General features: G+C 34.4%; 19 protein-coding genes, 1 riboswitch and 1 other annotated feature. Of the genes, 14 read left to right on the forward strand and 5 right to left on the reverse strand.

The features are described 5' to 3' along the window. The first annotated feature begins 73 nt into the window (after positions 1 to 73). Together MHI39_RS07605 and MHI39_RS07610 are read left to right on the forward strand one after the other, a co-directional pair. On the forward strand, positions 74 to 805 hold the full coding sequence (locus MHI39_RS07605; RefSeq protein ID WP_078111239.1) for a prolyl oligopeptidase family serine peptidase: 732 nt from the start codon (positions 74 to 76) through the stop codon (positions 803 to 805). Between the two features lie 41 nt (positions 806 to 846). Continuing rightward, on the forward strand, positions 847 to 1,089 hold the full coding sequence (locus MHI39_RS07610; RefSeq protein ID WP_058005631.1) for a DUF2584 domain-containing protein: 243 nt from the start codon (positions 847 to 849) through the stop codon (positions 1,087 to 1,089). A 290-nt stretch (positions 1,090 to 1,379) separates the two neighbouring features. Here MHI39_RS07610 and pckA read toward each other — a convergent pair whose 3' ends face one another. Continuing rightward, positions 1,380 to 2,969 (reverse strand): phosphoenolpyruvate carboxykinase (ATP), encoded by a 1,590-nt coding sequence (pckA, locus tag MHI39_RS07615; protein ID WP_071976909.1) that lies wholly within the window; start codon positions 2,967 to 2,969, stop codon positions 1,380 to 1,382. Positions 2,970 to 3,210: 241 nt separating this feature from the next. Further along, positions 3,211 to 3,392: riboswitch (SAM riboswitch) on the forward strand. A gap of 281 nt (positions 3,393 to 3,673) precedes the next feature. On the opposite strand from pckA, the gene metK reads away from it, so the two are divergent. Both metK and asnB read left to right on the forward strand, forming a co-directional pair. Next, entirely contained in the window at positions 3,674 to 4,870 is a 1,197-nt protein-coding gene (gene metK / locus MHI39_RS07620; RefSeq protein WP_071976910.1) for a methionine adenosyltransferase, read from the forward strand. 328 nt (positions 4,871 to 5,198) lie between these two features. Next, positions 5,199 to 7,091, forward strand: coding sequence for an asparagine synthase (glutamine-hydrolyzing) (gene asnB / locus MHI39_RS07625; protein WP_078111355.1), 1,893 nt, complete (start codon positions 5,199 to 5,201; stop codon positions 7,089 to 7,091). Between the two features lie 23 nt (positions 7,092 to 7,114). Here the strand turns inward: asnB and MHI39_RS07630 are convergent, their stop codons facing one another. Next, on the reverse strand, positions 7,115 to 7,879 hold the full coding sequence (locus MHI39_RS07630) for a C39 family peptidase (RefSeq protein WP_216385049.1): 765 nt from the start codon (positions 7,877 to 7,879) through the stop codon (positions 7,115 to 7,117). A 173-nt stretch (positions 7,880 to 8,052) separates the two neighbouring features. Continuing rightward, on the reverse strand, positions 8,053 to 8,565 hold the full coding sequence (locus tag MHI39_RS07635) for a gamma carbonic anhydrase family protein (protein ID WP_071976912.1): 513 nt from the start codon (positions 8,563 to 8,565) through the stop codon (positions 8,053 to 8,055). A 198-nt stretch (positions 8,566 to 8,763) separates the two neighbouring features. Here MHI39_RS07635 and MHI39_RS07640 point away from each other — a divergent pair, with 198 nt between their 5' ends. Further along, complete coding sequence (locus MHI39_RS07640; protein ID WP_058005625.1) at positions 8,764 to 9,570, forward strand: alpha/beta hydrolase; 807 nt, start codon at positions 8,764 to 8,766, stop codon at positions 9,568 to 9,570. 15 nt (positions 9,571 to 9,585) lie between these two features. After that, positions 9,586 to 10,707 (forward strand): tetraprenyl-beta-curcumene synthase family protein, encoded by a 1,122-nt coding sequence (locus MHI39_RS07645; protein ID WP_071976913.1) that lies wholly within the window; start codon positions 9,586 to 9,588, stop codon positions 10,705 to 10,707. Between the two features lie 261 nt (positions 10,708 to 10,968). On the opposite strand, the gene MHI39_RS07650 is transcribed toward MHI39_RS07645, so the two are convergent. After that, entirely contained in the window at positions 10,969 to 11,541 is a 573-nt protein-coding gene (locus MHI39_RS07650) for a class I SAM-dependent methyltransferase (protein ID WP_071976914.1), read from the reverse strand. 167 nt (positions 11,542 to 11,708) lie between these two features. Here MHI39_RS07650 and MHI39_RS07655 point away from each other — a divergent pair, with 167 nt between their 5' ends. The 8 genes from MHI39_RS07655 to MHI39_RS07690 all read left to right on the forward strand — a co-directional run bounded on the left by MHI39_RS07655 (position 11,709) and on the right by MHI39_RS07690 (position 19,315). Then, entirely contained in the window at positions 11,709 to 11,984 is a 276-nt protein-coding gene (locus tag MHI39_RS07655; protein ID WP_071976915.1) for a YtzC family protein, read from the forward strand. Between the two features lie 9 nt (positions 11,985 to 11,993). Then, positions 11,994 to 12,164, forward strand: a complete 171-nt coding sequence (locus tag MHI39_RS07660) for a hypothetical protein (RefSeq protein WP_058005621.1) — start codon at positions 11,994 to 11,996, stop codon at positions 12,162 to 12,164. A gap of 280 nt (positions 12,165 to 12,444) precedes the next feature. Then, positions 12,445 to 13,638, forward strand: a complete 1,194-nt coding sequence (locus MHI39_RS07665) for an MFS transporter (RefSeq protein ID WP_071976916.1) — start codon at positions 12,445 to 12,447, stop codon at positions 13,636 to 13,638. 84 nt (positions 13,639 to 13,722) lie between these two features. After that, positions 13,723 to 13,942: a binding site (T-box leader), on the forward strand. A 149-nt stretch (positions 13,943 to 14,091) separates the two neighbouring features. Further along, on the forward strand, positions 14,092 to 16,506 hold the full coding sequence (gene leuS / locus MHI39_RS07670) for a leucine--tRNA ligase (protein ID WP_071976917.1): 2,415 nt from the start codon (positions 14,092 to 14,094) through the stop codon (positions 16,504 to 16,506). A 233-nt stretch (positions 16,507 to 16,739) separates the two neighbouring features. Then, positions 16,740 to 17,873 (forward strand): processed acidic surface protein, encoded by a 1,134-nt coding sequence (locus MHI39_RS07675; RefSeq protein ID WP_342540992.1) that lies wholly within the window; start codon positions 16,740 to 16,742, stop codon positions 17,871 to 17,873. Beyond that, the gene (locus MHI39_RS07680; RefSeq protein WP_216385047.1) at positions 17,870 to 18,442 is read left to right on the forward strand and encodes a class D sortase; all 573 of its coding nucleotides are present in this window, start codon (positions 17,870 to 17,872) and stop codon (positions 18,440 to 18,442) included. Before MHI39_RS07675 ends, MHI39_RS07680 begins: the two co-directional genes overlap by 4 nt. Before the next feature lie 166 nt (positions 18,443 to 18,608). After that, entirely contained in the window at positions 18,609 to 18,923 is a 315-nt protein-coding gene (locus MHI39_RS07685) for a rhodanese-like domain-containing protein (protein WP_216385045.1), read from the forward strand. A 209-nt stretch (positions 18,924 to 19,132) separates the two neighbouring features. Beyond that, a complete protein-coding gene (locus tag MHI39_RS07690) occupies positions 19,133 to 19,315 on the forward strand; it encodes a sporulation protein Cse60 (RefSeq protein WP_058005615.1) in 183 nt (60 codons plus the stop codon). A 79-nt stretch (positions 19,316 to 19,394) separates the two neighbouring features. Here MHI39_RS07690 and MHI39_RS07695 read toward each other — a convergent pair whose 3' ends face one another. Further along, positions 19,395 to 20,651 (reverse strand): NAD(P)/FAD-dependent oxidoreductase, encoded by a 1,257-nt coding sequence (locus MHI39_RS07695; RefSeq protein ID WP_342540993.1) that lies wholly within the window; start codon positions 20,649 to 20,651, stop codon positions 19,395 to 19,397. Between the last annotated feature and the right edge of the window lie 119 nt (positions 20,652 to 20,770).

Consider the following 20,770-nt stretch of genomic DNA (forward strand, 5'->3'; position numbering starts at 1 on the left):
GCATACGAATCAGAAATGTAATGGTTTAATCATAGAGAAACAGCCCTTTCCATCACCAAATCCTAAGGTACGAATGTATATGATTACATATTGGTCTGATGAATTAAGAGTAAAGGGATTATTAGCAGAACCGAAGGATGAACAAATATATGATGGTTTTCTCTATCTAAGGGGAGGGATAAAAAGTGTGGGGATGGTTCGTCCAGCTAGAATTGGACAATTTGCTGCGGAGGGATTTATCGTCTTTGCTCCCTTTTACCGTGGTAATAGGGGGGGAGAAGGAAATGAAGATTTTGCAGGAAATGATCGAGTAGATGCATACGCTGCATTCGATCTACTTAAACAATATCATCGAGTAAATAGTAAACGAATCCATATTTTTGGTTTTTCTAGAGGGGGAATCATGGCATTACATACAGCGATAGCACGCAAAGAAGCATTATCAGTTGTCACTTGGGGAGGGGTATCTGACATGATTCTAACTTATGAAGAAAGAAAAGATTTGCGAAAAATGCTCAAGAGGGTTATAGGTGGCACGCCGAATAAATACCCAGAACGATATCAGGATCGTACGCCACTATTTTTCATTGAAAAACTAACCCAACCCATCTTGATCATACATGGGGAAAAAGATGAAAATGTATCTATTGAACATGCAAAAAGATTGGAGGAACGATTAACCTCATTTGGAAGGAAAGTGGAAACTTGGTATTTTGCTAATTATACTCATTATTTTCCACCAGCAATGAATCGGCAAATCGTCAATGATTTATGTTCATGGATGAAAAGTAAGCATGAAGCATGATAAAATAAGAGAAAACATGTACGAAAGAGGAGAATATGATTATGGGTATGCCATTAGAACTAAATACAATGATTGTAACAAAAGGTAAGGAACAGAGATTAGAGGAGAATCTATTTATTTTAGAGAAAGATGATTATCGTCTGTATCCAATTGAAATCCCATTAGATATTCGTCGATCAAAAGAAAGCGATACAAGCGGGACAGCAGTGATTAAAAAGATGGAGTGGGAAAACGGAAAAACGAGAATTATTTATCAACTTGTTTCTTTAAATTCGATAAACTAAAAAAAGAACTAGCAGTTAAGTAATTTTTAAAAGTAGAATGTAGAATATAAAAAAGAGGTTGATCATGTCGTATCAACCTCTTTTTATATAGTTGTTTTTGCATCGTTTGTTGCTTTTGTAAAAACCTAACTACCGATCTTACTCCCAATAAAGGATTCTAGCGGATCTTATGGAGAATGTAGTTCTTTTCTCAGTGAAATGAAACATGTAGTGATCCTCCGTCGGTACTTATTAGTTATAACTTTACTTAAATAGCAACAATGTTTGAAAAAAGGGCTTTTAATAGTAAATTATTTAAAAATCGGTCCGCCATTTACCTCAATTTCTTGTGGTACATTGTGGAATTTTTTGAAATTAGCGTTGAATTTTGCAGCAAGCTCTTTTGCTTTATCTGTATATTCCTGTTGATTCGTCCATGTTTTATTTGGGATTAACACTTCATCTGGTACACCAGGAACATGTAATGGGATATGCAGTCCAAAAATTTCATCTTGTGACGTTTCAACATGAGTTAATTCACCTTCAAGTGCAGCTTGCACCATTGCACGAGTATAGCTTAATTTCATTCGGCTACCAACACCATATTCTCCGCCAGTCCAACCTGTGTTGACAAGAAAGACTTGAACCCCATGTTCATCAATCTTTTTACCAAGCATTTCTGCATACACTGTTGCAGGTAATGGAAGGAATGGTGAACCAAAGCAAGTTGAGAATGTAGCTTCAGGTGAAGTAATTCCACGCTCTGTACCTGCTAATTTTGAAGTGTAGCCACTTAGGAAATGATACATAGCTTGTTCTTTCGTAAGCTTGCTAATAGGAGGTAACACTCCAAATGCATCAGCAGTTAAAAATACTATTGTTTGTGGATGGCCAGCAATACTCGGTTCGATAATATTATCAATCGCTTGAATTGGATAAGCAGCTCGTGTATTTTCAGTTAATGTAGCATCCTCATAAAGGGGAAGTCTAGTTTTTGAATCTATAACGACATTTTCTAAGACAGAACCAAAGCGAATGGCATCAAAAATTTGTGGTTCTTTTTCTCTTGTTAATCCAATGCATTTTGCATAGCAGCCGCCTTCAATATTGAAAACTCCATTTGAAGACCATCCATGTTCGTCATCCCCGATTAGACGGCGATTTGGATCAGCGGATAGTGTAGTTTTTCCTGTACCTGATAATCCGAAAAATAACGCAACATCACCCTCTGCTCCAACATTGGCAGAACAGTGCATAGGTAGGATGTCTTTTTGAGGTAGTAGATAGTTCATAATGGAGAAAATTCCTTTTTTCATTTCTCCAGCATACTCAGTTCCACCAATTAAGATTATACGACGTTCAAATGAAACAGCGATAAATGTTTCAGAGTTAGTTCCATCGGTCGTTGGATCCGCTTTCACATTCGGTGCTGACAATATGGTAAACTCTGCTTGATGTGTTTGTAATTCATCTTCAGTTGGACGGATAAATAATTGATGTGCAAATAGATTATGCCATGCATATTCATTTACTACTTGAATCGGTAAGCGACTCTTATTATCTGCACCTGCAAAACCATTAAAAACAAATATTTCATTTTGTTCCTTAAGATAATTACTAACTTTTTTATATAGCTTATCAAATGATTCCTCCGAAATTGGTTGGTTTACAGAACCCCAATCAATAAGATCTTTTGTAGAAGCTTCTTCAACAATATATTTATCTTTAGGGGAGCGGCCAGTATATTTACCAGTTTCAGCACAAACAGCACCAGTTGATGTTAATTTTCCCTCTTTACGTTGTAACACTTTTTCCACTAATTGAGGAACAGATAGTTGGGATAACACATTTTTTCCAGTTAAAATTTCAGCTAATGTATTTGAAAATGCGACAGATTTCATTATACTAACCTTCCTTTATTCAAAAATTTAAAGATTGTTTTTTATTCGTTAATTAGTATAACACAATTGTATTAATAGTCTATACTATTTGTGCACATTTTTTTTAACAACATTATTTCGACATATTTTCTTCATACATTTCGTGATCTATTTAATAGGAAATAAGAGATGAATAAAAATTTTTGTAGGAACATGTTGACACGAACTTGCAAATTGCGTAATATTTTACCTTGAACGGATACTCTTATCCCGAGCTGGTGGAGGGACAGGCCCGATGAAACCCAGCAACCGGCATTCTATGTTAGAATTTTTTAGTTAGATCATAACCGATGTTTATCGATTGTGTAATCTAATTTTAAGATTTTCTAAACTAGAAAGCAATGGTGCTAACCTGACGCAAGGGAATACCTTGAACGATAAGAGTGAAAGGCGCGATAATGGATCTTAACCTTTCCTCTCATAAACATGCGGGGAAAGGTTTTATTTTTTCTATTCTAATCTTTGTAGCTATTAGGTAAATTTCTGCATAAATTTAACAAGAATACGAAAAGCCATCTTTTATACAATATCGTCTTTCTAAACCCATGAAAAGGATTTTGCTCCTTAACATTAAAGGATAAAATCTATGGTTTATTTCATACTATTAGGGAATGAGTACCGTGAAGCGTAAAAATAGATAGAAGTAATTTTTGGGAGGAATAAATATGACAAAAAAGCGTCGTTTATTCACATCTGAATCTGTAACAGAAGGTCATCCAGATAAAATCTGTGATCAAATTTCTGATGGGATTTTAGATGCAATTTTAGCTAAAGATCCAAATGCTCGTGTAGCATGTGAAACATCTGTAACTACAGGGCTTGTACTTGTTGCTGGTGAAATTACAACAAGTACATATGTGGATATTCCGAAAATTGTTCGTGAAACAATTAAAGGAATTGGATATACTCGTGCAAAATATGGCTTTGACGCAGAAACATGTGCAGTGCTAACTTCTATTGATGAACAATCTGCAGATATTGCAATGGGTGTAGATAAAGCATTAGAAGCTCGTGAAGGTCAGATGTCTGAAGAGGAAATTGAGGCTATTGGTGCAGGTGACCAAGGGTTAATGTTTGGATTTGCATGTAATGAAACAAAAGAATTAATGCCATTACCTATTTCCTTAGCTCATAAGCTAGCACGAAGAATTTCTGAAGTTCGTAAAGAGGATATTCTTCCATATTTGCGTCCTGATGCTAAAACCCAGGTAACAGTTGAATATGATGAAAATGACAAACCTGTTCGTATTGATACAATTGTCATATCTACTCAGCATCATCCGGAAATAAGCTTAGAACAAATTCAACGTAATGTGAAAGAATATGTGATTAATCCAGTAGTTCCAAAAGAGTTAATCGATGAAAATACCAAATATTTTATTAATCCGACTGGTCGTTTCGTAATTGGTGGACCACAAGGTGATGCTGGTTTAACAGGTCGTAAAATAATTGTTGATACTTATGGTGGCTATGCACGTCATGGTGGCGGAGCATTCTCTGGTAAAGATCCTACAAAAGTTGACCGTTCAGCAGCTTACGCGGCTAGATATGTTGCTAAGAATATTGTAGCTGCAGGTCTTGCTGATAAGTGTGAAGTTCAACTTGCTTACGCGATTGGGGTAGCTCAACCGGTGTCTATTTCAATTGATACATTTGGAACAGGGAAGGTTGAAGAGGATATCTTAATCGAAGCAGTTAGAAAGCATTTTGACCTACGTCCAGCTGGGATTATTAAAATGCTTGATTTGCGCCGTCCAATTTACAAGCAAACAGCTGCATATGGCCATTTCGGTCGTCATGATCTTGATCTTCCATGGGAGAGAACAGACAAAGCAGAAGCATTACGTGACTTTTCACTTTAAAGAATGAAATGGGGCTACATGGGTAGCCCCATTTTTTATTCTTAAGGAAAATATGCACCGTAGATATTAATCACATGATTGTTGTTTACGTCGAGCCTGATTCCAAACAACCTCACCAAAGGAAAATCAAAAGCGTTACCATAACTTGGCGGGGCTGAGCAAGATGCTTGCACGTTTGTTATTCACTTGTAGTTCTTTCCATAAAAATATATATAATGTCTACTGCAAAAAAAGTAAAATAATGATAGTATAGTGGAGTGTATTTTTAAAAGGCGGTTGGCCTTTAATAAAGTATGTTAATTAGAAATGGAGTAGGTGACATACATAAATGTGTGGATTTGTTGGTTGTATTCATGACCGAGAGATTGGTTTAAGAGATTCGGATAGACAGCTTTTTAAGAATATGAATGATATTATTACACATCGTGGACCAGATGATGAAGGTTTTTTTGAAGATGAGCATATCCAATTTGGTTTCCGCAGATTAAGTATTATTGATATAGAAAGTGGACACCAGCCATTAACCTATGAAAATGAGCGCTATTGGATTATTTTTAATGGTGAAATATATAATTATGTTGAGCTCAGAAATGAACTAATTGAGATGGGACTTACTTTTGAAACTTCTTCAGATACAGAAGTAATTATTGCTCTTTATAGTCATTATAAAGAAAAAGCGGTGGAGAAACTTAGGGGAATGTTTGCTTTTACGATTTGGGATAAACAAGAGCAAGTTTTAATTGGTGCTCGCGATCCATTCGGCATTAAACCATTTTTCTATCGTGAAGAAGAAAAACGGACATTCTTTGCATCAGAGAAGAAAAGTATTCTACTTGCAATGGACCATGAAGAGCTTAATTATGATGCAGCACAACATTATATGACCTATCAATTTGTTCCTGAACCAGAAACAATGACAAAAGGAATAAAAAAATTAGAACCAGGACATTATTTTACGAAAAAGCCTGGAGAGAAGATGAAGATTGAACGTTATTGGAAAGCCTCTTTCCAACCAGTTCAAAAATCAGAGGATGAATTTGTTAAAGAAATTAGGGATGTATTATTTGATTCAGTAAACGTCCATATGCGAAGTGATGTTCCGGTAGGATCCTTCTTATCTGGAGGTATTGATTCTTCAATTATCGCATCTATTGCCAAGCAATATCATCCGAACATTAAAACATTTTCAGTTGGTTTTGAACATAATGGGTTTAGTGAAATTGATGTGGCTAAGGAAACAGCAGAAAAATTAGGTGTTGAGAATATTAGTTATATCATCTCACCTGAAGAATATATGAAAGAACTTCCTAAAATCATCTGGCATTTAGATGATCCACTTGCTGATCCTGCATGTGTTCCATTGTATTTCGTCGCACGTGAAGCGAGAAAACATGTAACTGTTGTATTATCTGGTGAAGGTGCAGACGAGCTATTTGGTGGATATAATATTTATCGTGAACCGCAATCATTAGAAGTGTTTGACAAAATTCCTGCGATTGGAAAATCTTTGTTAAAAGCATTAGCAAAAATTTTACCTGAGGGAGTAAAAGGAAAAAGCTTTATTGAACGCGGTGTGACTCCAATGGAACAAAGATATATTGGAAATGCCAAAATGTATACTGAAGCAGAGAAAAAGGATTTATTAGCTCAGTATCGAACAGGTATAGATTATACAGATATAACTAAACCACTTTATGCAGAAACAAAAGGATATGATCCGGTTGATCGTATGCAGTACATTGATATCCATACATGGATGCGTGGAGATATTCTTTTAAAGGCAGATAAAATGACAATGGCACATTCCTTGGAATTGCGCGTTCCATTTTTAGATAAAGAAGTATTTAAAATCGCATCGAAAATACCAACTAGTTTAAAAACAGCAAATAATACAACCAAATATATTTTAAGAAAAGCGGCTGAAGGGGTTGTACCTGATCATGTTCTTAATCGAAAGAAATTAGGATTTCCCGTCCCAATTCGCCACTGGTTAAAAAATGAAATGAATGATTGGGCGAAACAAATCATTCATGAAAGTGCAACTGATCATATTATTAATAAACATTATGTTTTGAATTTATTAGAGGAGCACTGTCAAGGAAAAATGGATCATAGCCGTAAAATTTGGACGGTTCTTGTATTTATGATCTGGCATGCAGTGTATGTTGAAGAGAAATACGATTTCCAGAAACAATATAAGCTATCAGCTGCAACATTATAAAAAAACAGCCAATGATTACAGACCTAATTTTGGAATGTAATTGCTTGGCTGCCCATTTGCACCCAGGCTTTTTTAAAGTCGACAATGGGTGCTTTTTTATTTTTTGTTCCTGTTAGTGGATCGTTAAAATAAATATATTCCTTATCATACCCAGTGACTAATACAGAGTGTTCCTTACTAGTAACTCGAATGGGTCCCTCTTCGGTGTACCATGTTTTGAAGTAAGAATCCGAAAGTTGTTGATACTTTGTATTAATAATAACCCATACTGGGCGTTCATCTGATAAATATATTTTTAAGTCTTCAAATGTTGAATTCGTTAAATTGACAATTTTCCCAGGTAAATATTTTTCAGCCAGTTTAACTATAGGTTCAACATACACTCCTAATCCTGGTTGATCATATGTATAAATATTGCCAACAAACCCCTTATGTGGATTCCCAAAATACACTTTTCCATTGACTACAGATTGAGGAGTCGGATCTTTTTCAATTTCACTCGCTAAAGCCATCTTATCCTTATTAATTCCAGCTGCTAGTAGAAGCATCGATAGGCTTGTTACTTCACAGCCGCGTGCCAACTCAGGAAATTGAGAAATAACAGGTATATCAAGAAGGACCTTATCTTTTAGTTTAATAATTTTATATTGATCTGAAGCAGACAAGGTTTCTGTCAATTTTTGATTTTCCTCAAAGGCAAAGCTGTTATCTTCTTTATTTATATAACCAAATAAAAAAACAATAGATGCCAATAGAAAAATAGCAAAAATAGAGAGAATAGATTTCATTAATAATCACCTTATTCCATCATCTTTACTATTTACATCGACAATAATCTGCAATGTTTTAGTGAAGAATGTCACCATTCAACAAATTATTTAGAAAGCAGCAAATTTATATTATATCGTTTACTAACTTTTTATTTCGAGCATACAATTAATATAACGAAGTATTGTATGTTTTACTTTTGTATTGATTTATAGTATTTCCCTTTTTCAGCATATTCTTTTGAAATTCTAATCATATCTTGGATATCCTCATTGTTTAATGTTCTAATCACTTTTGCCGGTCTGCCAAAGGCTAGTGTATTTGGAGGAATGACTTTCCCTTGGGGGACGAGACTACCAGCTCCGATAAATGCTCCTTCACCGATTTCTGCACGATCTAAAATAATCGACCCCATCCCAATAAGTGCTTTCTTTCTAATTTTACAGCTATGTAAAATTACTTGATGTCCTATGGTTACTTCATCTTCAATAATTAATGGATTATTTGGGCTTTGATGTAAGACTGAATTATCTTGTATATTTACTTTTTTCCCAATAATAGTTGGTGCAACATCCCCACGAATGGTCGTATTAAACCAAATACTAGATTCTTCACCGATTTCTACATCTCCAGAAATCGTGACATAATCTGCAATATATGCCGAATCAGCAATTTTAGGCAGTTTCCCCTTATATGGGTAAATCATTTGACCCAATCCCTTCTATTCCATAAATTAATTGTGTATTATTTTCTATTTTATTTTGTCATTATTTTATAATGGGTACAATAAGAAAAATGATAAATTATTCTTGCTTTGCCACGGAATAGTCAAATCCTTTTCATATCAATCGGTTTCATTTAAAATAGTTAAGTATTACAATGCAAAGAAGAGGAGGTTTCAGATATGTGGAAATGGGAAGCCGATGAAGATCCAAAAGCTGTCATTGTTATCGTTCATGGTGCGATGGAACATCATGGAAGATATAATTGGCTTATTGAGATGTGGCGATCTTCAGGATTTCATGTGATTATGGGTGATCTACCTGGACAAGGAATGACAAGTAGATCGCAGCGAGGGCATATCGAATCCTTTGATGAATATATTTTTGAAATAAAAGATTGGGTACAAACTTCTTATCAATTTAATGTACCGGTATTTTTATTAGGACATAGTATGGGAGGACTTGCGGTTATTCGAACAATCCAAGAGGAAAAGTTAAATTTAGCAGGTGTTATCCTCTCTGCACCATGTTTAGATTTAGTAAAATATCCATCGAGTTTTTTAGGAGTGTTATCGATATTTTTAAATCGTGCTGCTCCCCAATTAAAATTCTCAAGTGGATTATCCATTGAGTCAGTGACAAGAAATGAAGAGGCGAAGGATTTGGCATTAAACGATACACTATATGTTACTAAAGTTTCAGTTAGATGGTATCGGGAGCTTTTAAAGGCGATGAAATTAGCTACTTCAAAAATATCAAATGTACCAGATATTCCTTTACTCGTGTTACAAGGTGGAAATGATAAAATTGTTAATAAGTTAGCAGTGAATGATTGGTTTAATAAAGTTTCACTATCTGAGAAACAGTACAAAATATGGCCAGAAAGTTATCACGAAATATTTAGTGAACCTGAACGAGAAGAGGTATTCCAATATGCGAAAAATTTTGTGGAAACAAGACTGAGTTCATTAGGTTATATCATAAAATGAGGTGATCCGAAAAATATGTCAGTTCCATCACATCCTATTTCATTAATGACTCAGGTGTACAAAAGGGTTTTTCCTAGTGTCCATCGTGAGCTACTGCAATGGAAAGAGAAGGCGGCATCTATCCCAAATAAAGAGCTAAAGAATCAAGCATTAGCAAGTATTAATCATAAAACATTCCATTGCGAAGGTGGGTCTATTCTTGGTCTTCTTGCATTAGAGAGGCGAGATGAAGCGATTGAATTTATCGTCGCATATCAAACAATAAGTGATTATCTCGATAACTTATGTGATCGAAGTACATCGTTAGATCCGGATGATTTTGCTGCATTACACGAATCAATGAAAGATTCATTAACAGTTGGGGCAGAGCCGAAAAATTATTATCGACTGCGATCTGATCAAAATGATGGTGGATATTTACATGATTTAGTCCTCACATGCCAAAAGGTTTTAACCAGACTGAAGAATTATCATTTAATCAAGGAACCATTATTGGAACTATGTTCCTACTATTGTGATTTACAAATACATAAACATGTAAAGGTTGATGAGAGAGAGGGACGGTTACAAGAATGGTTTGAAAAATATAAAGATTCCTTACCAGAAATGGACTGGTACGAATTTTCCGCTTGTTCTGGTTCAACACTTGGAATTTTTTGTCTAGTCTCTTATGCATTACGTGAGGATTTTAAAGAGGAACATGCTACAAGTATACGTAATGGTTATTTCCCATATATTCAAGGATTACATATCCTTCTAGATTATTTTATTGATCAGGAGGAGGATCGCGAAGGGGGAGATTTAAATTTCTGTTTCTATTATGAAAACAATGAACATTTATTGAAAAGATTGACCCATTTTCTAACTGAAGCAGATAAACATACCGATAAATTACCAGACCAGACTTTCCATAAATTAATCAATCGTGGGTTATTAGCTGTATATTTATCGGATAATAAGGTAAATAAACAAAAAGATGTGCAAAGAATTTCGAGAAAAATGATTAAACATGGTGGATCGATTAGTCGTTTCTTTTATTGGAATGGGCGTGCATATCGTAAAGTGCAAAGTATGGTACCAAGTGGCGTAGTAAAAATAATTTTAAAATCGAAAAAGAAAAGTGCGGAAATTGGTTAATGATCGACAGTTTTTATGTAGTTTTTGCATGTTTAAAAACCAACTGCCCGGCTTTTAAACATAATAAATGATCAGCGATCTTATGGAGTTTCCAGCTCTTTTCTCAGTGAAATGATAGATGTAACGGTCTTCAACTGATAGTAGTTAGTTGAAACTTTCCTTAAATAGGAACAATGTTTGAGAAAAGAGCCATTAGTTAAGACTATACTTAAAAAAACAATGCTTGAGAAAATACCTAAAAAACGATAATCAACTGAATGATTATCGTTTTTCAATTGCAATGACAAATGGCGGTTGATTGATCTGGTTAATAAATTGGTATTGAAGTACATGTGCCTTTTTTTGATCAATAGTTTGTACAAAGTTTAAAACTTGATCACGCTCAATCTCCCCACCTGGATGACCATGATAAATAACAAGAACAATAAGAGCTCCAGGCTTCATTATTTCTAATAATTGCTTGAGGGCATTTATGGTTGTATTCCCATGAGTAATAATTTGTTTATCCCCACCAGGTAAATAACCTAGATTAAAGATTGCTCCTGCAACTTGCCCATGATATTGTTCTGGAATCGAATCTTTAAGTGTTTCATGACCTTTATTTATCAGTACTATATTTTCAGTACATGTTTTTTCAGCTAAATACCTTTTTGCCTGTTCGATAGCCATTTTCTGGATATCAAATCCAAATACCCTACCTTCAGGGCCAACTAAATTTGCTAAAAATTCAGTATCATAGCCATTTCCAACAGTGGCATCAACAACTATTTCCTTCTTCGTTACACTTTCCTTTAGTAAGCTATGAGCAAAATCAATTACTTTCATAAGTTTCATGGCAAATCTCCAATTTCAAAATTAATATAAAAATCATTCAAATTTTATCATGTACAATCAAACCAGTCTAATCTTGATTCCTTCGATTGCCAACATAGTAAGTATATAAATGAACAAAATAAAGAAGAAGCGATTGCTTCAAAAAGCATATGAAAGTGGGGATGAAGTTGGCCACTAGACAATCGGTTGGTGAACATATCCAAAAATGTGAAGAAGCTATTCAATATGCAAAAGAACAGTTTATTGAGGGAAGTCGTCAGGAACATTATTATGATAATGAATATCAAGATGCTCTCCAAGGTTTGGAGAATTCCTATAATGAGTTAGCCCAACTATCAAACAGTGCGAATTCACAGCAAAGGGAACAATTACATCGGATGAGATTACAACTTCAACAAATACAAAATCAAATGATTTTGTTAAATCATGATCGGCCAATATAGGAGGATATCATGAAAAAAAGATCGAAGGCAAATAATCCAGAACAAAAAACTAAAAATGGCATCAATAATCAAGATATGGAGTTAGGTAGGGAGTATGATCCAGTAAAACAACTGAAGAAACAAAATGCAAAAAAAAGCCAACCAATCCGCTCAAAACAACGTATAGAAAAGCCAGATTAAATTATAGGGTTGACTCAAAAAGGTGTTTGAAGCATCTTCATTGAGTCGACCCTTTCTGTTTGTAGAATTTACTATAAATAAAATATAGGAAAGATCAACCTTATTTAACTGAATATTATGTGTTTACATTCTTGGTTGATTGGTACTTGTAGAGTGTAGCGAAAAGGAATAAAATTGGGAAGGTGATTAAGGAGATTAAGTTAAATAACTCATGTACTAATAAATAATTTAAGTGAATTTATTTAGTACTTATATAAATAATGGGGGAGGGGGCGGTTTCATGCCAAAGTCATTATGGATGTTGGTAATCGGTATGATGGTAAATGTAACGGGCTCTTCTTTTTTATGGCCTTTAAATGCTATCTACATGCATGATCATCTAGGGAAATCTTTATCTGTGGCAGGTATCGTATTAATGTTAAATTCTGCTGCAAGTGTACTAGGAAATTTATTAGGTGGAAGTTTTTATGATAAGTTTGGTGGTTATCGTACGATATTAATTGGAGTATTTATCACCATATTTTCTTTGATTGGTATGACTTTTTGGCATGAATGGCCAACATATGCAATCTTTTTAACTGTTATCGGGTTTGGCTCAGGGATTATTCCTCCAGCTATTTTTGCAATGGCGGGCTCCGTTTGGAAAGAGGGAGGAAGAAAGGCATTCAATGCTATTTACATTGCACAGAATTTTGGAGTTGCAGTCGGTTCAGCATTAGGAGGTTTTGTAGCTTCCTTTTCCTTTGATTATATTTTTATTGCTAATTTACTTATGTTTATTGTTTTTTTCTTCATTTCATTTTTTGGATATCGCAATATAAAATCCGAACAAGGGAATCATACCTCTGTTATTCATGAGAAAAAACCAATTAAGAACAAAACAAAGTTTATTTCTTTAATGATCTTATGTGCAGGCTATTTATTGTGTTGGGTTGGTTATGTTCAATGGCAGTCAACGATTGCTACTTATACACAAGAAATTAACATTTCCTTAAGTCAATATAGTATGTTGTGGACAATAAATGGTGCATTAATTGTCCTTGGTCAACCATTGTTAAATCCTATAATGAAACTGTTCGGTACAAATCTAAAAGGTCCAATTATTACAGGTATTGTTATTTTTATGTGTTCATTTGGAATTGCCAGTTTTGCTTCTGATTTTAAAGGATTCTTAACTGCGATGATTATACTTACCATTGGAGAAATGTTTGTATGGCCAACTGTACCAACCATAGCCGATAAGTTAGCACCTAAAGGAAAAGAAGGATTTTTCCAAGGAATTGTTAATAGTACAGCAACGGGTGGGAGAATGATTGGTCCATTATTGGGCGGAATTTTAGTGGATGTATATAGTATGTCATTATTATTTAAAGCTCTTATTGTATTACTAATCGTTTCCATTATCTTATCATTAATATATGATCGCCCACTTAAATCAAAATCAAAAGTAGATAAACAATCCATACCTATGTAAGGAAGACTATTTATAATTAAAATAGTAAAATGTACTTGATAATAAGTATAATATTGGTTACAATGGTGAATACAATTATCAGATAGCTAAACGTTGAGAAGGAATAGTAGTGATGATCTCCTTGATAAGAGAGTTGGCGGTCGGTGCAAGCCAATCAGGAACATCATGAACTCACCTTGGAGTTGCAAATGTGAACATCAATTAAGTAATATTTGCCGTTTTCCGCGTTAAGGATGAATGAAGTGAGTGGTTTACACTAATTTGGGTGGTACCGCGGGAGAATATACAGCCTCTCGTCCCTTTAATAGGGATGAGAGGCTTTTTATATTGTTTTTTAAGGCTCTATTCTTAAACATTGTTGCTAGTTAGGTAAGTTTAACTATTTAAGTTAAGTAAAAGGCAACTCTTTATTTAACTGAGAAAAGGGTCATTGATAAAGAAGGAGGATTTTACATGAGTTTTAATCATCATGAAATTGAAGAAAAATGGCAAAAGTTTTGGGAAGAGAATAAAACATTTAAAACAACTGAAGACGAGAATAAGCCTAATTTTTATGCATTAGATATGTTTCCTTATCCATCTGGTGTGGGTCTTCATGTTGGTCATCCAGAAGGATATACTGCAACAGATATTGTATCAAGAATGAAAAGAATGCAAGGATATAATGTACTTCATCCAATGGGATGGGACGCATTCGGATTACCTGCCGAACAATATGCAATTGATACAGGTAACGATGTAGTGGAATTCACAAAGCATAATATTAATACGTTTACTCGTCAAATAAAAGAGCTAGGGTTCTCATATGATTGGGAGCGTGAGGTAAATACAACTGACCCTAATTACTATAAATGGACGCAATGGATTTTTCTAAAGCTATACGAAAAAGGACTTGCTTATGTCGATGAAGTTCCTGTTAACTGGTGTCCAGCTCTTGGGACAGTTCTTGCCAATGAAGAGGTTATCGATGGTAAGAGTGAACGTGGCGGCCACCCTGTTGAACGTCGTCCTATGAAACAATGGATGCTTAAAATTACTGCTTATGCGGATCGTTTAATTGATGATTTAGAAGACGTTGATTGGCCAGAAAATCTAAAGGATATGCAACGTAACTGGATTGGCCGTTCAGAGGGTGCTGAAGTAACTTTTACTATTGAAGGCACAGGTAAAAATTTCACAGTATTTACAACTCGTCCAGATACTTTGTTTGGCGCTACTTATGCAGTTTTAGCACCTGAACACCCGCTCGTTAATGACATTACAACAGAGGAACAAAAGCAAGCGATTGAAAATTATCTTGAGCAAATTAAATCAAAAAGCGATTTAGAAAGAACAGATTTAGCGAAAGATAAAACAGGTGTTTTTACAGGAGCGTATGCAATTAATCCAGTCAATAATGAAAAAATGCCAATTTGGATTGCTGATTATGTTCTAATGAGTTATGGGACAGGAGCAATTATGGCAGTTCCAGCACATGATGAACGCGATTATGAGTTTGCGAAGAAATTTGGATTAGAAATTAAAGCAGTTGTTGCTGGTGGCGACGTGGATAAAGAGGCATATACAGGAGATGGAGAACATATCAACTCTGGTTTCCTTGATGGATTAAACAAAGAAGACGCTATTTCGAAGATGATTGCGTGGCTCGAAGAAAAAAATATAGGAACGAAAAAAATAACTTACCGTTTAAGAGATTGGTTATTTAGCCGTCAACGTTATTGGGGTGAACCAATTCCTATTATTCATTGGGAAGATGGAACAATGACTACTGTTCCTGAAGATCAACTTCCGTTGACACTCCCAGTAATGAAAGAAATCAAACCATCTGGAACAGGAGAATCACCACTTGCGAATGCTAGTGATTGGGTAAATGTTGTTGATCCAGCTACTGGTAAAAAAGGTCGTCGAGAAACAAATACAATGCCTCAATGGGCAGGTAGCAGTTGGTATTTCCTACGTTATGTAGATCCTAAAAATGAAAATGCCTTGGCAGACTTTGAAAAATTAAAAAAATGGCTTCCTGTTGATATTTATATTGGTGGTCAAGAGCATGCTGTTCTTCATTTGTTATATGCACGTTTCTGGCATAAATTCTTGTATGATATCGGTGTTGTTCCAACTAAAGAACCATTCCAAAAATTATTTAATCAAGGGATGATCCTTGGAGAAAACAATGAAAAAATGAGTAAATCAAAAGGAAATGTTGTTAATCCAGATCATATCATTGATAGTCATGGAGCAGATACATTACGTCTATATGAAATGTTTATGGGACCTTTAGATGCATCGATTGCTTGGTCAACCAACGGATTAGATGGTGCAAGAAGATTCCTTGACCGTGTGTGGCGCTTACTTGTTGATGAAACAGGTGAAATTACAAGCAAAGTTCAGCAAGGACATTCTGATGTGCTTGAAAAAGTGTATCATCAGACGGTGAAAAAGGTAACGGAAGACTTTAATCAACTTGGATTTAATACAGCAATTTCACAAATGATGGTATTCATTAATGAAGCATATAAATCTGATGTTCTACCGAAAGAATATATTGAAGGCTTCGTTAAATTACTTTCACCAATTTGCCCACATATTGCTGAGGAACTATGGAGTAAATTAGGGCATGAAGGTACAATCACTTATGAAGCATGGCCAATTTTCGATGAATCGAAACTAGTTGATGCAGAAGTTGAAATCGTTGTACAGCTTAATGGTAAAGTCCGTTCGAAAATGATGGTTTCAAGCGAAATTTCTCGTGAACAACTTGAAGCATTCGTAATGGAGGATGAAAAAGTAAAAGAATTGATTGATGGAAAAACGATCCGTAAAGTGATTGCTGTCCCTGGAAAGCTAGTTAACATTGTTGCAAACTAATAAAAATGATGGAATTAAAGGGAAATACAGGTAGAATAATGATTGTTTTTGTGAAAGATTATAATTTGATTACAAGGCAGAATCCTTATTTATTAAGGTTTCTGCCCTTTTTTTATGGTGAAAAAAATATTTGATATTTTACATAAACGAAATAAAAAAATCAATACTATCTTAAAAAAATTTTCTAGCTTATAGTATGAAAGTATTTATTTAATAATAATGGGGGAAAAAAGTTGAAAAAGATTTTTTTATTTATCACAGCATTTATTGTATGTTTAAATTTTTTACCAAGTTTAAGTTCGGCAGCATCTTTTGAAGAGGAGCTCATGTCATATTTTGAAGATATTGATATGTCAGAGGAAGAATTGAATGACTTTTTAGAATACTTTTATGATGAAAATATTGATTCATTTTCTTCGGTGGCTGAATTGAAGGAGTTTCTAGGAGAACCTATTAATAATGATAATTTACAAAAATTAATCGTAGAGTATCAATTTAAAGATGAAGCAGATCTTAAGGATTTCTTAGTAGAAAATGGAGAAATAGATAAAGAGGATAATCTAAATGATGTTTATCGTTTTATCAATACTTTAGATGAGACCATTTCTTTTTATATCGGTACACCAATCACGAAGGAAAATCTAAAATCTTTATTAGAAGATTATGATATGAGCTATGAGGAACTAATAGAATTACTTTCAAGTAATGGAGATTCTATCGACCAATACAAATATATTGAAGACCTCGATAATGCAATTCTTGCTTATACAGATGATTCAGAGATATTCTCTGATATTTTTAAAGAAATTGGGATAACAGATGATGAAGTTGAAAATTTGCTGAATCATTTTATGTCCATTGATATGGATGAAAAAATGGAGCAAAAGCTTGAAGCCATTTCTGAGCGTATGATGGCGATTGGGGATTTTGAAAGCGAGACAGATTTATCAGACGATCAGATTCAAGAGATTATTCAAGCATATCAAGAAATCTTAGCATTATTTAAACTAGATGCTAAGTTCTATTTAGTAAAAGGTACAGATAAAAAACCAATAACATTGAATGAATTAACCAAGCTTGAAACAACGAATGGATATAATCTATCTATCGAATTATATAATTATAATGGTGATTTTTTAGCAGATATGATGATTTCAGCAAATCTATTTGGTTCTGAATTGATTACTGATACGATTAATAAGGTAGAAAAAGTTGAAAAAAGTATAACCAAACCAGTTAAGAAAACAATAAAAGGCGGTAAATTACCGAATACTGCTGGACACTATGTTGATAATATATTAGGTGGACTTGCTATGCTTATCGTAGGTAGTCTAGTGCTACGTAGGTGGCGAACAAAGAAAATATGAGGACGAAAAAAATCCTTCTTTTTATTTTCGGTTGTATATTTATTTTATGTGGAATATGGATTATAAGCATGAATGGATATAGGTTGTTTTATTTACAACATCCTAACGATGTATACATAACCACTTTGGAACCGAAAACTGAAAACAGTAGGAAGCTTTATCAAAAAGCTCCGAAAAAAGGTGACATAATTGGAAAATTAGTTATTCCAAAAATCAATGCGGGTTTACCAATTTATGAAGGGGCAGAAGACGAGGAGCTAGTGAAGGGTGTTGGTCATTTTTCAAAAAGTGTACTGCCTGGTGAAAAAGACAATTCGGTACTATCAGGGCATCGGGACACTGTTTTTCGCAAGTTAGGTGAAATGAAAAAAGATGATGAATTAATCGTAAAGACATCTGCTGGACAATTCACCTATAAAATTAAGAAAATTAAAATCGTTGATGCAGATGATCGAACGGTAATTGTTCCAAAACCTAGAGCAACATTAACGGTCACAACTTGTTATCCTTTTAACTATATTGGAGATGCACCTAAACGATTTATTTTAGTTGCTGATCTAGTTCGTTGATTTTCGCTCTAAAACGGAGTATTTATACTGTAAAACTCTTGAATTTGGTTTTTATCGGATGTTCTCTATAAAAACAACATCTTGTAAAAGAGCCTTAATTATTCCTTTAATAATAATTTTGGTATAATAGCAAAAGAATATTATTTATTGAAAGGAAGACGTGTGAATGAGTGAATTTCCAATTATTACTCCTGATGAATTGAAGGAAAAGCTGGAAAAAGGAGAAAAACTAAATTTAATAGATGTTCGTGAGGCTGATGAAGTGGCGGAAGGAATGATACCAGAAGCAAAGCATATACCAATGGGAAAAATTCCAGAGTCATTAGATCAATTAGACCAAAATGTGGAATACATAATGATTTGTCGTTCTGGAGGTCGAAGTGCCAGGGTTTGTCAATTTCTTCAAGATAATGGCTATAAAGTCGTGAATATGGAGGGTGGCATGCTTAATTGGACAGGTGTAACAAAGCCGAAATTATAAGAGAGAAACCAACTGCACAAGAAATGCAGTTGGTTCTTTTTTTTTGGCTCTTTTCGCAAACATTGTTACTATTTAGCCAAAGTGTTATCCAATAAATATTGGAGACCTATAATTCCCTTCAATTACTAAGAAAAGAGCTGAAAACTTTGATTGAATATTATTACTTTTTGTCAATAATAAATACTATTCAATTAAAGGAGAAGATTAAAATGGTTCAGGTAAAAGTATTTGATTGTGAGCATGAGAAGGATTTAGAAGAGGATGTTAATCAATTTTTAAGCCGCTTAGAAGAAGATAAGCTTATAGACATTAAATTTCATGTAGCAGCAATGACTGAGGAAAATGAAGAACAAATTTATTGTTTTAGTGCTTTGGTGATGTATCGTAAATAAAATGTGACCTAAATGAGGTGCACCTCTTCATTTTAAACGATGTCTAAAATGGAGGGTGCACTATCTAGGTAGACTCCTTTTATTTTAGGGCTGCATTCATGCCAGCTAATCTTCCAGTCACTAATGCTGAAGTAATATTATAGCCACCTGTATATCCATAGATATCTAGTACCTCACCACAAAAATATAGGCCATGCATAAGTTTAGATGCCATTGTCTTTGGTTCAATTTCTTTTACAGAGACTCCACCCCCTGTGACAAATGCTTTTTCTAATGGGAGCGTACCGTTTACATGAAACTGAAATTGTTTACAAGACTTCACAAATTTTCTAATTAACTCTGTTGAAATAGTACCACCTTGTGTATTTACATCTATTTGGTTGAATTCAAGCAAAAAGAGTAAATAGCGTTCCGGAACTAATCCTTTCAATGAATTCTTAATTACTTTTTTAGGCTCTTCTTTGATGATTTTCATTATTTTTTGAAATAGCTCTTCTTCATTGTAATCGGGAAGGGCATCAATACTCATCAATACTTCCTTTAAGTTCCACTTTTTCATCGCTTTAACAACAAACTGACTACATCTAAGTACAGCGGGACCTGATATGCCAAAATGAGTGAATATCATATCCATTTGATGGGTAATTATCGCTTTACCCTTTGGATTTAAAACACTTACTGCTACATCTCTTAATGACAGGCCCTGAAGTAGCTTGTCCTTTATAAAATGCTCATTTGAGGTCACTGGAACTTCTGTAGGAAATAATTCTGAAATGGTATGTCCAGCTTTTTCAGCCCAAGGAAAACCATCTCCTGTTGAACCTGTTTGAGGAACAGATTTTCCTCCAACTGCAACCACTACAGCACTAGTAGGTAATTTCTCTCCAGTCATAAGCTCAACACTTTCAACGCAACCGTTGGCATAGCATATGTCTTTGACAGCTGTATTTGTTCGAATCTCGACATTTAATTTTGATAACTTATCTAAAAGGGCATCTACGACAGATTGAGCACGATCAGAAACGGGGAACATTCTTCCATGATCCTCTTCCTTTAATTCAATGCCTAAGTCCTCAAAAAAACGAATAATGTCTTCATTATTAAAGATCGAAAAAGCGCTATACAGGAAACGTCCATTCCCAGGAATATGTTTTACTATTTCATCAATAGGCAATCTATTGGTAACATTGCACCTGCCTCCACCAGATATAGCGAGTTTTCTTCCTAATTTATTTCCTTTATCCAGTAATAGAACTTTTGATCCGTTTTCACCTGCTGCAATAGAAGCCATAAGTCCTGATGGCCCTCCACCAATAACAATTACATCATATTTCATTATTTCACACCTTTTGTAAAAATTATGTTCAAGAAAAAAAAGATTACTCTAATAAATTGTCAATTAATCTTGTAAGAGGTACACTACTTATTAGTGCAATTTAATTTTTAAAATTGAGG

Source organism: Heyndrickxia sp. FSL K6-6286 (assembly GCF_038630395.1).
Classification (GTDB): domain Bacteria; phylum Bacillota; class Bacilli; order Bacillales; family Bacillaceae_C; genus Heyndrickxia; species Heyndrickxia oleronia.

Excerpts from the sequence above, each read along its gene's own strand:
- MHI39_RS07665 (WP_071976916.1), top strand. The coding sequence starts at position 12,445 with ATGCCAAAGTCATTATGGATGTTGGTAATCGGTATGATGGTAAATGTA.
- asnB (WP_078111355.1), top strand. The coding sequence starts at position 5,199 with ATGTGTGGATTTGTTGGTTGTATTCATGACCGAGAGATTGGTTTAAGA.
- MHI39_RS07685 (WP_216385045.1), top strand. The coding sequence starts at position 18,609 with ATGAGTGAATTTCCAATTATTACTCCTGATGAATTGAAGGAAAAGCTG.
- MHI39_RS07645 (WP_071976913.1), top strand. The coding sequence starts at position 9,586 with ATGTCAGTTCCATCACATCCTATTTCATTAATGACTCAGGTGTACAAA.
- MHI39_RS07640 (WP_058005625.1), top strand. The coding sequence starts at position 8,764 with ATGTGGAAATGGGAAGCCGATGAAGATCCAAAAGCTGTCATTGTTATC.
- MHI39_RS07610 (WP_058005631.1), top strand. The coding sequence starts at position 847 with ATGGGTATGCCATTAGAACTAAATACAATGATTGTAACAAAAGGTAAG.
- MHI39_RS07635 (WP_071976912.1), bottom strand. The coding sequence starts at position 8,565 with ATGATTTACCCATATAAGGGGAAACTGCCTAAAATTGCTGATTCGGCA.
- pckA (WP_071976909.1), bottom strand. The coding sequence starts at position 2,969 with ATGAAATCTGTCGCATTTTCAAATACATTAGCTGAAATTTTAACTGGA.
- metK (WP_071976910.1), top strand. The coding sequence starts at position 3,674 with ATGACAAAAAAGCGTCGTTTATTCACATCTGAATCTGTAACAGAAGGT.
- MHI39_RS07695 (WP_342540993.1), bottom strand. The coding sequence starts at position 20,651 with ATGAAATATGATGTAATTGTTATTGGTGGAGGGCCATCAGGACTTATG.
- MHI39_RS07680 (WP_216385047.1), top strand. The coding sequence starts at position 17,870 with ATGAGGACGAAAAAAATCCTTCTTTTTATTTTCGGTTGTATATTTATT.
- MHI39_RS07650 (WP_071976914.1), bottom strand. The coding sequence starts at position 11,541 with ATGAAACTTATGAAAGTAATTGATTTTGCTCATAGCTTACTAAAGGAA.
- leuS (WP_071976917.1), top strand. The coding sequence starts at position 14,092 with ATGAGTTTTAATCATCATGAAATTGAAGAAAAATGGCAAAAGTTTTGG.
- MHI39_RS07605 (WP_078111239.1), top strand. The coding sequence starts at position 74 with ATGTATATGATTACATATTGGTCTGATGAATTAAGAGTAAAGGGATTA.
- MHI39_RS07690 (WP_058005615.1), top strand. The coding sequence starts at position 19,133 with ATGGTTCAGGTAAAAGTATTTGATTGTGAGCATGAGAAGGATTTAGAA.
- MHI39_RS07630 (WP_216385049.1), bottom strand. The coding sequence starts at position 7,879 with ATGAAATCTATTCTCTCTATTTTTGCTATTTTTCTATTGGCATCTATT.
- MHI39_RS07660 (WP_058005621.1), top strand. The coding sequence starts at position 11,994 with ATGAAAAAAAGATCGAAGGCAAATAATCCAGAACAAAAAACTAAAAAT.